Genomic DNA, 13581 nt, shown 5'->3' on the forward strand with positions numbered 1-13581 from the left:
GACATCGCCGCACGATCCGAAACACGTTTAACAATTGCTTTGCCCCGTGAGACGCGGCGCGTCCGTATAATCGGGACCCGTCCCCCGCGCCGCCGCGCGCGGGCAGATTCCGATACGCCGGACGCCCGTGAAGCGTCCGCATTGACCAGGAGAATGAGAATGAATCGCGCGATTGCCGCCGCCCTGTTGATCCTGACCGCCGCGCTTGCCGGTTGCAACACGATCGCCGGCGTCGGCCAGGACATCTCGAAGGGCGGCCAGGCGATCTCGAACACGGCCGAGAAGGCGAAGTAAGAAGCGAGGTCGCTTCCGTTCGAAGGGAGCGCCGCCGCGAGTGCGGCGGCATGAGCGGGCCCGGCATTCAGCCGGGCCCGCGTCGTTTGCGTCGCCGTTTTCGTCGGTCGGGCGTTCAGGCGTTCCTGCACGCGGATACCGTCGGCGCGAGTGCAGGGCGGCGCGCGGCGAAAGGCTTCGCCCGTGTGCGGCGGCAACGTACCGAGGGCGTGGGCACGCCGACGGGCGGCGTTCGAGCGAGGAGGGAGCGTTCGATCGTGTACTCGCGCCCGGATCGGAGCGCCGCTCGATCCGGCATCGCGATTGCCGTGGCGACGCGGCGCGAGCCGCCGTCGCTTCGCGAAACGAAACCGCGAACGCGCCGCATGAGCGCGAAGCGCGGCGCGCCGGCCCTGAGCCCGCGTTCATCCGCGAATCGCCCATCGAGCGACGACGCGACGCGTCAGCGCGGCAGCGGCGTCTTCAACGCGCGATGCTCGCCGACCGCGGCAAACACGACGATCTGCGCGGGCTCGGTATCGCTCGCGTTGCGCGACACGATGTGGCGCGAGCCGGGCGGCTCATACCACGTTTCGCCCCGCCCGTGAGTCCGCGGCGGCTCGCCTTCGAACTGCGACACGACGCGGCCCTGCGTGACGAACGCGAAGATCGAGCCCGCGTGCGCGTGCGGATCGGACGCCGCACCCGGCCAGGCGCGCCGCGGCGAACGTGCCGGATCGCGCGATTCTGTCGATCCTCGCGATCCATTTTCTGTCGAGCGTCATGCCGGACCTCACGCGGGCAGCTTGCGAAACGACACGGCAAAGCGGTTCCAACTGTTGATTGTCGCGACGGCGAGCGTCAGATCGACGAGCTCCGCATCGGTGAAATGCGGCCGCACCGCGTCCCAGACGGCGTTCGGCACGTGGTCGCGCGCGACGAGCGTCACCGCCTCGGTCCACTCGAGCGCCGCGCGCTCGCGGTCGGTGAAGAAAGGCGCCTCGCGCCAGACGACGACCGTCGCGAGCCGGCGGTCGGTCTCGCCGCGCTTGCGCGCGTCGCGCGTGTGCATGTCGACGCAGTATGCGCAGCCGTTGATCTGCGACGCGCGCAGCCGCACGAGTTCGAGCAGTGTCGGCTCCAGCCCGCTTTGCGCGATCCGCTCCTCGAGCGCGAGCATCGCGTTGAGCGCGTGCGGGTTCGCCTGGCGGTAGTCGAGACGGGTTTCCATGATTCGTTCCTCGGTTTCGGGTGATCATCACCAGATTAACGATGCGACCGGCTATCTGAAATGACCAATTTTCTGGAAATTTGGGATACCGCTTTGCAAGTCCGCAAGAATGTAAACCCGCAAACCGCAACTTCATCAGTCCTCGATCCGGAAATTCAGCAAGCCCGAATCCCCGAGCGCCTGCGAACCGCCATCCCCGCAGCGCGGCTCACGCGCACCGATTCAGCACGTCCGCGAGCCGCGCGAGCGCGACGTCGATCGTCGGCGCGTCGAGGCCGCCGTAGCCGAACAGGATGCCGGCTTCGGGCGGGCTGCTTGCGTAGAACGCCGAGATGCCGTGCAGATCGATGCCGGCTTCGCGCGCGGCGTCGAGCGTCGCGCGTTCGTCGATGCCCGCGCGAAAGCGCGCGGTCAAGTGAATGCCGGCCGCGGGAATCACGGGCTGAAGCCAGCGCGACAGCGCGCCTTGCAGATGCGCGGCGAGCAGCCGGCGGCGCGCGTCGTAGTGGCGATGGATGCGCCGCAGATGACGGCCGAACGCACCGCAGGCGATGAACCGCGCGAGCGCCGTTTGCGTGAGCGTGCACGCGTGCCAGTCGGCGATCTGCTTCGCCTTGCGCAGCGCGAGGTTCAGCGAACGCGGCGGCACCGCGTAGCCGATCCGCAGTTCCGGAAACAGCGTCTTCGAGAACGTGCCGACGTATGCGACGAGCCCCGCGCGATCGAGGCTCTTCAGCGGCTCTAGCGGCCGGCCCTCGAAGCGGAATTCGCAGTCGTAGTCGTCCTCGACGATCACCGCGCGCCGCCGCTGCGCCCATTCGAACAACTCGACGCGCCGCTCGAGACTCATCGGCATGCCGAGCGGGAACTGATGCGACGGCGTCACGTAGACGAAGCGCGCATCGTCCGGCAACCGGGCGACGACGAGGCCGTGCGCATCGACGGGCACGCCGGCCACACGCGCGCCGAGCGCCGCGAACGCCGCGCGCGCGGGCGGATAGCCGGGCTCCTCGACGGCGACGACGTCGCCCGGCCGCACGAGCACGCGCGCGAGCAGGTCGAGCGCCTGTTGTGCGCCGTGCGTGACGATCACGTCCTGCCAGTCGCACGCGACCGCGCGGCTGAAGCCGACATAGCGCGCGATCGCGTCACGCAGTTCGGGTTCGCCCGCCGGATCGCGATAGTCGCCGCTGCTGCGCGCCTGCGCGCGCACCGCTTGCTGGATGCAGCGCCGCCAGTCGTCCCACGGGAAATGCGCCTTGTCGGTGACGCCGCCTCGGAAGTCGAATGCGAGCGGCGCGCGCGGCGGCGGCATCGAGAGCCCGGCCGGCACGTCGGACCAGCCTGCGTGCGCGCGGGCGAGCGCCGCGCCGCCGCTGCCGTCGCGAACCGCGTCCGCGTGCGCGCCGTGGGCGTTCGTCTCGTGCCCGCGCGCGCCGGGCACGCGCGTGAGGCCGTCCGCGACGAACGTGCCGTTGCCCGTGCGCGTGAGCAGAAAGCCTTCGCTCGCGAGGCGCTCGAACGCGTCGAGCGTCGTCTTGCGCGACACGCCGAGCTGCCGCGCGAGATCGCGCGTCGAAGGCAGCCGCGCGCCGGCGGCGAGGCGTCCGCCGACGATCGCCGCGCGCAGTTGCCGATAGATCTGGCCGGCGAGGTCGCGACGATCGTGGAGGCTGATCTGGAGATCCACGGAGTGGCTACCTGAATGAGCGGTGAATTCGCCATTCTGGCATGCCGGCGAGCCGACAAGCCAATCAGCCAATCAGCCGATAAACCGTCGAGCCCGTGCGAGACACGTGGTCGGGCCGGCAGATCGAGCGCGCCTGGCGAGCCCGCAGCAGGCGCGACCGGCGCGGCGGCGACACCCGCAGGGTGACGCTCACAGTACGTTCATCATCGCCAGCGCGGCTTCCTGCAGGTGCGGCAGCACGCGTTCGAGCGCGGCATCGGCGCTTTCGCCGCCGATCGGCATGTTGGTGCTGAGCGCGGCGACGACTTCGCCGTGCCGGTTCTTGAGCGGCACCGCGATCCCGCGCACGCCGACCTGCAATTGCTGCTCGATCAGCGCATGGCCGTCGATGCGCGCGCGGTCGATCTTCTCCTGCAGGCGCGCCTTGCTGGTCAGCGTGTGCGGCGTGAACGGCGGGAACTCGGTCGAGTCGAGCCACGCGCGCACCGCGTCCTGGTCCGCCTTGTGCGCGAGCAGCACGACGCCCGGCGAGATCAGCGGCGCGGGCACGCGCGCGCCGAGCACGAAGCCCGTCGTCATCACGCGCGACACGCCGTTGCGCGCGATCACGACGAGCTCCCATTCGTCGAGCACGCTGACGTACGCGGATTCGTTCAGCGTCGCGCTCAGTTGCTGCAGATACGGCTGCACGGTGCGCGGCAGGCGCGCCGAATCGAAGTACGACCAGCCGACCCGCAGCACGCGCGGCGTGAGCCCGTAGAGCCGCCCGTCGGTGTACACGTAGCCGAGCGATTCGAGCGTCAGCAGATAGCGGCGCGCGGCAGTGCGCGTGAGGCCCGTGCGCGCGGCGGCCTGGGTCGGCGTCATCCGCGCGTGCTGGTTGTCGAACGCCTCGAGGATCGCAAGGCCCTTCTCGAGGCCCGCGATCCAGTCGCGTCGGTCGAGCGGCGTCTTCTTCATTCTCGATGTCGCGATGGGCGCTCGCTCAGGCGGCGCGCATCCGCGCGGCGACGAGCGTGGACACCAGGCAGCCGGCCGCGAGATACGCGGCGACGAGATGCCACGAGCCGCCGCCGAAGCCGACGAGCGCGACGGCGATGAACGGCGTGAAGCCGCCGCCCACCACGCTCGCGAACTGATAGCCGACGCCCGCGCCGCTGTAGCGGTACTCGGCGCCGAACAGCTCGGTGAAGAGCGGCTGCTGGACGCTCACGACCATGTCGTGCGCGAGGTTCGCGAGCATCACCGAGCAGATCACGATCCAGAGGGTCGCGCGCGCCTCGAGCGCGACGAAGAACGGCACCGCGCACGCGAGCCCGACGAGCGCGCCGGCGATGTAGACGCGGCGCAGCCCGAAGCGGTCGGCAAGCCACGCGAAGCACGGGATCGTCACGCAGCTCAGCGCGCCGACGAGCAGGCCGATGTTCAGGAACAGATCGCGCGACATGCCGAGGTTCGACGTCGAATAGCTGAGCGCGAACGCGGTGACGATATACATCGTGAACAGCTCGGCGAGGCGCAGCGCGACGATGTAGACGAATGCCTTCGGATGGCGGGTCAGCGCCTCGAGCACCGGCAGCTTCAGCTTGCGGTGGCCGTGCTCGACTTTCTCGACGAATTCCTGCGATTCGTCCATGCTCGAGCGCACCCACAGGCCGATCAGCACGAGCACGATGCTGAACACGAACGGCAGCCGCCAGCCCCACGCGCGAAACGCGGCGTCGCCGAGCGTGTGGCTGAGGATCGACACGATGCCCGTCGCGAGCACGAGGCCGACGCCGTAGCCGACCTGCACGCCGCTGCTGTAGAACGCCTTCTGTTTCTCGGGCGCGCTCTCGACCGCCATCAGCGCCGCGCCGCCCCATTCGCCGCCGACCGCGAAGCCCTGCACCGCGCGCAGCACGACGAGCAGCACGGGCGCCCACCAGCCGATCGCGCCGAAGGTCGGCAGCAGGCCGATCGCGACCGTCGACACGCCCATCAGCATCACGGTCAGCACGAGCATCCGCTTGCGGCCGAGCCGGTCGCCGTAATGGCCGAACACGACGCCGCCGAGCGGGCGGAACAGGAAGCCGACGCCGAACGTCGCGAACGCGGCGAGCGTGCCCATCGTCGGGCTGACGTTCGGAAAGAATGCATGGTTGAACACGAGCGCGGCGACGATGCCGTACAGCAGGAAGTCGTACCAGTCGACCACCGCGCCGACGAAGCTGCCGATCGCCGCCTTGCGGGCCTGGTTGCGGCGGGCGGGCGCGGCGTCGATCGTGCCGGCCGCGTCGAATGCTGGGGTCATGCTATGTCTCCTTTTGTCGCCGGCGCATGCCGCCGCGGTGACGCGATGCGTGGGCGGCGTTGCCGGTGCGGCTCGTGCGAGCCGTCGTGTCGGGGTGACACGCAGCATAGGAGCGGCAGCGGCTTCGGAGCAACGTGGCGATGAAACATTTTGCGCGATTATCGAACGAAAGCGTGCGATTATCGATCGATTTCGGGGTTTGCACTAGGCGAGCGACCGATGCGCGATGGGAGACGATGCGGATGTCGGGTGCGGCGACGCTTTGCGTCATGAACGATTTGGTTAAAATTGCCGGCGCAGGCCGGCCGCGCGGCGCGATGCGTCGCCGCCGGCCCAAGACGATTCCCCCGCCAGCCAAGGAGCCCTCGATGTCCAGCCCAGCCAGTCCCGCGTCCAGCGCCCCCGCGTTTACCGGCCCGCCGGGCGAGAACCCGCTCGGCATGGCGGGGCTCGAATTCGTCGAGTTCGCGGCGCGCGAGCCCGACGCGCTCGCGCGCCGCTTCGAGCAGCTCGGTTTCAAGGCGATCGCGCGGCACGTCAGCAAGGCGGTCGCGCTGTACCGGCAAGGGCAGATGAACTTCCTCGTCAACGCGCAGCCCGATTCGTTCGCCGCGCGCTACGCGCACGAGTACGGCACGGGCGTCTGCGCGATCGGCATTCGCGTCGACGACGCGCAGCGCGCGTTCGACCGCGCGATCGAACTCGGCGCGTGGGCGTTCGAGGGCGAGCGGATCGGCGTCGGAGAGCTGACGATTCCGGCGATCCAGGGCATCGGCGCGTCGCACATTCATTTCGTTGACCGCTGGCGCGGGCGCGGCGGCGTCGGCGACATCTCGATCTTCGACGTCGATTTCCGCCCGATCGACGTCGCATCCGCGCAGGCCGACCTCGACTGCTTTGGCGCCGGCCTGCGGCGCGTCGATCACCTGACGCAGACGGTCGGCAGCGGCCGGATGCAGGAGTGGCTCGATTTCTATCGCGATCTGCTGCATTTCCGCGAGATCCACGAGCTCAACGCGAACTGGCACGTGTCGGAGGAGTCGCGTGTGATGGTGTCGCCGTGCGGCGACGTGCGGATTCCTGTGTACGAGGAGGGCGCGCGGCGCACCGCGCTGATGCACGAATACCTGCCGGACCAGCCGGGCGAGGGCGTCCAGCACATCGCGCTCGCGACCGACGACATTCTCGCGTGCGCCGATGCGCTCGCGGCGAACGGCGTCGAGTTCGTCGAGCCGCCGGCGCGCTACTACGACGAGATCGATGCGCGGCTGCCCGGCTGCGGGATCGACGTCGATGCGCTGCGCGCGCGCCGCATCCTCGTCGACGGCGAGATCGGCGGCGACGGCGCGCCGCGGCTGTTCTTCCAGACGTTCGTCAAGCACCGGCCCGGCGAGATCGTCTTCGAGATCGTCGAGCGGCAGGGGCATCACGGCTTCGGCGAGGGCAACCTGCGCGCGCTCGCGCGCGCGAGGGACGCGGCGCGCGGTTAGAGCAAGCCCGTCATGAGCGGGAACAGGCTCTAACCGACGGCGCGCGATGGAGCGCGGCCGGCCGCGCCAGTATTCGGCGGGCTCAGGCGGGCTCAGGCGGCGCGCATGCGTCGCCGGGCCCGTCGTTCAGCGTGCGGATCAGCGTGTCGGCAAAATCGCCGATGCACGCGCTGTTCAGCAGCAGGTGCAGCGGGGTGTCCGCGCGGAGCCGTAGCTGGAACTGCGCGACCACGCTTCATCGCGCGCATTCCGTTTCGAGCGTTTACTTCACACGCGCGTCGCCCCTCGGTTTCAAACGATCGTTGCCCGCGCGGACGAGATTTCCGGCTTCCGCCGCAACGATTCCGCTGCGTTGCTCAAACGGTCAACAACGAAGGCCATCGTGCCGGCCGGTCGACCCCGGTCTTTGCCCGTCTTGACCCTGCGCGCGACGGATGGCTCAATCAGCCGGTGCCGCGCGGGATTCCGCCGAAAACGGGCCGCCGATCGCACCTTCCACCGAACAAGATCCAAGAAGAATTGGAGGAGAGACATGAAACTTGCACGTTTGATCGCGGGTGCGAGCGTCGCGCTTGCCTCGTCGTTCGCTCATGCGGGCGTGTCGTGCCGGCCCGTGACGCCCGCCGAAGCGGCCGTCTACACGACGCCGTTCCAGTTTCCCGGCGTGAGCTCGCCGAAGGACGGCACCTGCTGGGTCAACAACCAGACCGTCACCGCGACGGACGGCACGCGGCTCACCGCGAACGTGTTCCTGCCGAAGATCACGCGCCCCGATCAGACGTTTCCGGCGATCGTGATGATCTCGAGCTGGGCCGCATCCGATTTCTTCGAATATCTCGGCCAGCAGCGCAAGCTCGCGCAAGACGGCTACATCGTGCTCGCCTACACCGCGCGCGGCTTCTACCTGTCGGGCGGGCAGGTCGAGGTGGCGAGCCCGCAGGACGTGAAGGATGTGTCGTCGGCGGTGGACTGGGTGTCCGCGAACACGCCCGCCGATCCGGACAGACTCGCGGTGAGCGGCATCTCGTATGGCGCGGGGCTGTCGCTGCTCGCGCTCGCGCAGGACAGGCGGCTGAAGACGGCGGCCGCGCTCTCCGGCTGGGGCGATCTCGCCGATCAACTGTACCCGGCCCAGTCGCCGAACGCGACGTGGAGCGCGGTGCTGTTCCTGTCCGGCAAGGTGACGGGGCGGCTCGATCCGATCGTCGACCAGTACGTGAAGGCGCTGCTCGATCCGAACACGACGCAGGCGAAGGCCGACGAGATCATCGCGTGGGCGCGGGTGCGCTCGCCGTCGACGTATCTCGACGCGCTGAACCGCCGCGGCGCGCCGGTCTTCATCAGCAAGAACTTCGAAGACGACATGTTCACGCCGAATTCGTCGATGAAACTGTTCTCGAATCTGACGGTGCCGAAGAAACTGCTGCTGAATCCGGGCATCCATGCGCAGGCCGAGATTCCGGGCGCGCTCGCTGGCCTGCCGAACTATCCGTACGATCAGGCGCATCGCTGGTTCGACCGCTGGCTGAAGGGCGTGCGCAACGGCTTGGACACCGAGCCCGAGGTGTCGATGCAGATCAAGTTCACGAACACGCGCGAGTCGTTCGACACATGGCCCGCGAGCAACGTGCGTGCACAGACGCTGTACGTCGGGCCGCGCGGCGCGCTGCGCTGGGATCTTTCGTGCCTGTGCACGAAGGGCGTCTCGGGCACGCTGCAGAGCGCGCCGAACCGCACCGCGGGCAACGACCTGATCCAGAATTTCTCGGACACGACCGCGACGAGCGGCCCGATTCCGGTGCTGTCGACGTTCGGCGAGAGCATCGGCGCGCCCGTCGTCAATCAGCTCGCGACAGTAAATCTCGCGACGGGCGTGCGCTACGAGAGCACGGCGCTCGCGCAGCCGCTGCATTTACGCGGCGCGGCGCAACTGAACCTGCGGGCGACGCCGTCGCAGGCGCGCGCGCAGGTGGTCGCGTATTTGTACGACGTCGACGCGCTCGGCTTCGGCAAGCTGATCACGCACGGCGCGCGGACCGTGCACTGGGCGAGCCCGGGCGCGACGATCGATTTCCCGATCGAGTTCTCGGCGATCGCGTACGACGTGCCGGCGGGCCATCACATCGGCATCGTGCTCGACACGTACGACAGCCTCTACCAGCCGCCCGTCAATCCGGGCGAGCGGTTCGGGGTGACGTTCCAGTTCGATCCGGACCGGCAGGCGACGCTCGTGTTGCCGGTGCGCTCGTGACGCCGGGGTGCTCCCCGTATGGGTTGGCCCCGTCGCGGCCCGGTTGGCCTGTCCTGGGCCTGTCCTCGTCGCGTTCGGCCTGCCTGTCTTTCTTCTTTCCCCGTAGCGATTGTTCTGTCCGCGGTCCGCATTGCCCGCGTCACACGCGAGCGAGGCCGACCGGATCGATGATGCGGATCTGCTTGCCGCGCGGCGCGATCAGCTTGTCGCGCTGGAACTTCGACAGCATCCGGCTGACCGTCTCGAGCTTCATCCCGAGATAGCAGCCGATTTCCTCGCGCGTCATCCGCAGGTTGAATTCGGCCGCCGAATAGCCGCGCTTCTGGAAGCGCTCCGAGATGTTGAGCAGGAACGCGGCGACGCGCTGCTCGGCCGTCATCGTGCCGAGCAGCATCATCTGGCTCGATTCGCGGACGATCTCGCCGCTCATCAGCCGATGGACGTGGTGCTGCATCGGCTTCACTTCGCGGCACACCGCCTCGAGCTGCGCGAACGGGATGATGCAGACGGTGCTGTCCTCGAGCGCGATCGCGTCGCTGTTGTGACGGCCGGCGCACACGCCGTCGAGGCCGAGCGTTTCGCCGACGATCTGGAAGCCCGTCACGTGCTCCTGGCCGTCGCGATGCATGACGACCGTCTTGAACGAGCCGGTGCGCACCGCGTAGATGCTCTGGAACACGTCATGCGTGCGGAACAGCGCGTCGCCGCGCTTGACGTGGCGCGCCGAGCAGATCAGCGCGTCGAGCTTCGCGAATTCGTGGGTGCTCAGATCGAACGGCATGCAGACGCTGCGCATCGCGCAACTCGAGCAGCGCGGGGCCGGGCGCTTCGCCGCGTCGTCGCGCGCAGCCGCGCGCAGCGGCATCGTCACGCGCTGCCGCTGCGCGGGCGTGAAAGCGTTCGACGTATGCGCTTGCAACATGATCTGCTCCTGTCATTCGGCCGCGCTCGGTCGGTGCGCGCTGGCCAGGGTTTTCACGGTGCGGCAGGCGGCGTCGACGTCGGCGATCTTGTCGAAGAAGAAATTCGCCCCCGCGTCGCTGCATGCCGCGCGAAATGCCGGTCCGGACAAGTTGGTCAGCACGATCTTGACCACCCTCGGAGCGGCGCGCGTCAGCGCCGAAATCAACTCGAGTCCATTGCCGCCCGTCAATCTCAGCTCGATGACGGCGACGTCGGCGCCCGTTTCCAGAATGCCGGCCAGCGCGGCCGGGACGTCCTCGGCCTCGCCGACCACCTCGACCCCGAGGATCGTCTCGAGCAGCGAGGTAAGGCGATCTCTGACCGGGGCCGCATAGTCGACGAGAAACACTCTCAGCGGAGGAGTCGGCTCGCGTGCATTCATGGCAGGCAGTATGGCCCGCGCGGTCGAGGCGCGAAATCAGCGCCGGGTGAAAATGGAGTAGGCAATGACGCGTTTGCTGTAGGGATAATCCTACGAGGGTTTGCGCGGATGCGGACAAGAAGCCGGAGCCGGACGCCGGGCGAGTGACGACGATACGGACGACGGGCACGCGGCAGCGCAGGGAACGCGCCGCGCGTCGCCCGGCCCGCGTCCCGCCGCGTCGTCGATCAGGCCTCGTCGCCGTCGTCGAACAGCTTGTGCCGGATCGCGTAGCGCACGAGCGCCGCATCGTGCGGCATCTGCATCTTCTCGAGGATGCGCGCCTTGTAGGTGCTGATCGTCTTCGCGCTGACGTCGAGCGCCTGCGCGATCTCGGTGATCGTCTCGCCGGCGGCGATCCGCCGGAATACGTCGAACTCGCGATCGGACAGCCGCTGGTGCGGCAGCGACTCGGCGGGTTCGTTCAGGCTCTGCGCGAGCCGCTCGGCCATCGCGAGGCTCACGTAGACGCCGCCCGCCGCGATCTTCGTCAGCGCGCCGACGAGCTCCGCGCTCGCGCTCTCCTTCGTCATGTACCCGGACGCGCCCGCGCGGAACGCGCGCGACGCGTATTGCTGCTCCGCGTGCATCGTCAGCACGAGAATCCGCAGCGCGGGTTTCTCTTCCTTGATCTGCCTGATGAGGTCGATGCCGTTGCGGCCTGGCATCGACAGGTCGAGCACGAGCAGTTGCGCATCGATCGAGCGCATCAGCTCGATCGTCGAGACGCCGTCGCACGCTTCGCCGACGACTTCGAAGCCCGTCGCGCTGCCGAGAATGTGGCGCAGGCCGTCGCGCACGAGCGCGTGATCGTCCGCGATCAGGACCCTGATCACAGGAGCGCGTCCGTTTGCCGGATCGCGGCGAGCGGCAGCGCGACCTTGATCGAGAAACCCTGCCCGGGCGCCGAATCGATCGTGACGGTGCCGCTCAGCATGTGCGCGCGCTCGCGGATGCCGATGAGGCCGAACGACTTGTCGCCGTTCGCGCCGAGGCGTTCGTCGGGCTGCACGCCGCGCCCGTCGTCCCTGATCTGCAGCAGGCAGAAGTCCTGGTCGATCGCGAGCGTCAGGTCGACGCGGGTTGCGTCCGCGTGGCGCGCGACATTCGTCAGCGCCTCCTGGACGATCCGGAACAGCGTCGTCGCGCCGGCGCTGGTGAAGCGCGTGTCGGCGGTGTCGAGCCGGCGCTCGACGTCGATGCCGTAGCGGTTCGTGAAATCGTTCACGAGCCATTCGATCGCGGGCACGAGGCCGAGATCGTCGAGCATCACGGGCCGCAGGTCGGCCGCGATGCGCCGCACCGATGCGACCGTCGAATCGATGAGCCGCCGCATCCCGTGCAACTGCTGCTCGACGGCCGCGATCGGCTGCGCGTCGGCCCGCGCGTCGCGATAGCGGGCGAGCGCGAGCGCGATCGCCGACACGTCCATCTTGAGCGCGGTCAGTTGCTGGCCGAGGTCGTCGTGCAGCTCGCGCGCGATGCGCGTCTTCTCTTCCTCGCGCACGTTCTGCAGGTTCGCGGACAGCTCGCGCAGCTCCTCGCGTGACTGCCGCAGCGCGCTCTCGTTGCGCACCCGCTCGGTGACGTCGCGCAGCATCACCGTGTACAGCTTGCCGGAGCCGTCGCGGATCTGCGAGATCGATGCCTCGATCGGGAACTCCTCGCCGTTCTCGCGCAGCCCGTACAGCACGCGCTGGCGGCCCATCTGCCGCTCGGATACGCCCGTCACGCCGAACTGCTCGACGTGCTTCTCGTGCGCCTCGCGAAAGCGCTCGGGGATGAAGCGCGACAGCGGCGAGCCGATCGCGTCCATCGCGGACACGCCGAACACGCGTTCGGCGGCCGGATTGAAGATCACGATCGTCTGCATCTCGTCGACCGTGATGATCGCTTCCATTGACGAGCGGATGATGCCCATCATCCGCGCTTCGTTGAGCGGGCTGTCGTCCGCGTAGCCGTCACGCGCGCCGACGCGCCCGACGAGCAGATACGCGAGCACCGCGAGCAGCGCGGACGTCGCCGCGCCGGCGACGAACACCGTGGTCGCGACGGCGTCCGAGCGGATCGCCGCCCAGCGGTTTTCCGTCGTATAGGCGAGCGCGAGCGGCATGCCGCCGAAATTGAGCGAGTCCGTGCGCGCAAGCGACGGGCGCGACGCGTCGGCGCCGCCGTAGTCGCGCTCGGTCGTGTAGACAAGCACGCCCGCTTCGCCCGCCGTCAGGCGCAGGTCGATGTCGCGGTCGTTCGCGGTCGACAGCTCGACCAGGCGGCGCGCGTCGAGCGTCGCGACGACGAAGCCGGCCGTGTCCGCGCGGCGACGCTCGGGGGCGGGCAGCGCGCCGTTCGCCGTGTAGACGGGCAGGTAGAGCGCGAGCGCGCCCGCGCCGCTGTCCGGCGCGTAGGTGTTCTCGGGCGGCGCCGCATGCGCGTCGAGCGTCGCCAGGCCGGAATCCGCGGCGCGCAGCAGCGCGGCGCGCGTCTGCGGATCGACGCCCGGTTGCGCGGCGGCGCCGCTGGCGGTCTTCGCGTCGATGAAGCCGAGCGAGCGGATCGGCGAGCGCGCACGATCGAGATCGAGCTGCGCCTGATAGTTCGCCCAGCCGACGGCGGCGGGCGACGCGTTCTCGCCGAGCATGCCGCGCGCGCCGCGCAGCACCGTCGTGGCGGTCAGCAGTTCCTGCCGCAGCGTCGTCGTCACGTGCGCGGCGCGGCGCTCGAAACGGGCCTGCGCGGCATTGCGCTCCTGCTGCAGCACGAGCCGCGCGACGCCATACGACGCAGCGATGCCCAGCGCGGCGACGGCCACGGCGACGAGCGCGCCGCGCCGGTCGGTGCGGGACGCATCGCGCGATGCGCCAGGGCTGATCCCGCTGGCGGTCATGAATTCATACCTATGCTTCGTTATGCCGGTGCGGCTGGTTGGGGGAGCGTCGAGTGAACGGGCCCGATGCGCGGCGGGAATTGGA

The 13581-nt window shown here is 69.0% G+C and carries 11 protein-coding genes and 2 pseudogenes; 3 read left to right on the forward strand and 10 right to left on the reverse strand.

The window, feature by feature from the left end:
- Positions 1-159: 159 nt before the first annotated feature.
- Entirely contained in the window at positions 160-294 is a 135-nt protein-coding gene (locus AQ610_RS24805) for an entericidin A/B family lipoprotein (protein ID WP_004528487.1), read from the forward strand.
- Positions 295-736: 442 nt separating this feature from the next.
- Here the strand turns inward: AQ610_RS24805 and AQ610_RS24810 are convergent.
- From AQ610_RS24810 to shiA, 5 genes and pseudogenes are all read right to left on the reverse strand, one after another.
- Positions 737-982, reverse strand: a pseudogene (locus AQ610_RS24810) (cupin domain-containing protein); the annotation flags it as partial.
- An 84-nt stretch (positions 983-1066) separates the two neighbouring features.
- Positions 1067-1504: a carboxymuconolactone decarboxylase family protein gene (locus tag AQ610_RS24815; RefSeq protein WP_006027157.1), complete on the reverse strand. Its 438-nt coding sequence runs from the start codon at positions 1502-1504 to the stop codon at positions 1067-1069.
- 208 nt (positions 1505-1712) lie between these two features.
- Positions 1713-3194 carry a MocR-like pyridoxine biosynthesis transcription factor PdxR gene (gene pdxR, locus AQ610_RS24820; protein WP_006027158.1) on the reverse strand — a complete coding sequence of 494 codons (1482 nt, stop codon included), beginning with the start codon at positions 3192-3194 and terminating at the stop codon, positions 1713-1715.
- A gap of 189 nt (positions 3195-3383) precedes the next feature.
- Positions 3384-4154: an IclR family transcriptional regulator domain-containing protein gene (locus AQ610_RS24825; protein ID WP_006027159.1), complete on the reverse strand. Its 771-nt coding sequence runs from the start codon at positions 4152-4154 to the stop codon at positions 3384-3386.
- Between the two features lie 25 nt (positions 4155-4179).
- Complete coding sequence (gene shiA, locus AQ610_RS24830; RefSeq protein WP_006027160.1) at positions 4180-5487, reverse strand: shikimate transporter; 1308 nt, start codon at positions 5485-5487, stop codon at positions 4180-4182.
- 368 nt (positions 5488-5855) lie between these two features.
- On the opposite strand from shiA, the gene AQ610_RS24835 reads away from it, so the two are divergent.
- Positions 5856-6977, forward strand: coding sequence for a 4-hydroxyphenylpyruvate dioxygenase family protein (locus AQ610_RS24835; protein ID WP_045554748.1), 1122 nt, complete (start codon positions 5856-5858; stop codon positions 6975-6977).
- Between the two features lie 82 nt (positions 6978-7059).
- Here AQ610_RS24835 and AQ610_RS31975 read toward each other — a convergent pair.
- Positions 7060-7209: pseudogene (locus AQ610_RS31975) on the reverse strand (acyl carrier protein); the annotation flags it as partial.
- A 300-nt stretch (positions 7210-7509) separates the two neighbouring features.
- Between AQ610_RS31975 and AQ610_RS24840 the strand changes: the two are divergent.
- Positions 7510-9228 carry a CocE/NonD family hydrolase gene (locus AQ610_RS24840; RefSeq protein ID WP_043282741.1) on the forward strand — a complete coding sequence of 573 codons (1719 nt, stop codon included), beginning with the start codon at positions 7510-7512 and terminating at the stop codon, positions 9226-9228.
- Between the two features lie 139 nt (positions 9229-9367).
- Here AQ610_RS24840 and fnr read toward each other — a convergent pair whose 3' ends face one another.
- The 4 genes from fnr to AQ610_RS24860 all read right to left on the reverse strand — a co-directional run bounded on the left by fnr (position 9368) and on the right by AQ610_RS24860 (position 13496).
- Positions 9368-10150: a fumarate/nitrate reduction transcriptional regulator Fnr gene (gene fnr, locus AQ610_RS24845; protein WP_006027163.1), complete on the reverse strand. Its 783-nt coding sequence runs from the start codon at positions 10148-10150 to the stop codon at positions 9368-9370.
- A 12-nt stretch (positions 10151-10162) separates the two neighbouring features.
- Positions 10163-10573: a response regulator gene (locus AQ610_RS24850; RefSeq protein WP_009915080.1), complete on the reverse strand. Its 411-nt coding sequence runs from the start codon at positions 10571-10573 to the stop codon at positions 10163-10165.
- A gap of 227 nt (positions 10574-10800) precedes the next feature.
- Positions 10801-11448, reverse strand: coding sequence for a response regulator (locus AQ610_RS24855; RefSeq protein WP_006027165.1), 648 nt, complete (start codon positions 11446-11448; stop codon positions 10801-10803).
- Positions 11445-13496: a PAS domain S-box protein gene (locus AQ610_RS24860; protein ID WP_006027166.1), complete on the reverse strand. Its 2052-nt coding sequence runs from the start codon at positions 13494-13496 to the stop codon at positions 11445-11447. The genes AQ610_RS24855 and AQ610_RS24860 overlap by 4 nt, the downstream gene beginning before the upstream one ends.
- Positions 13497-13581: the final 85 nt, after the last annotated feature.

It is taken from the genome of Burkholderia humptydooensis, from assembly GCF_001513745.1.
GTDB classification, from domain to species: Bacteria; Pseudomonadota; Gammaproteobacteria; order Burkholderiales; family Burkholderiaceae; genus Burkholderia; species Burkholderia humptydooensis.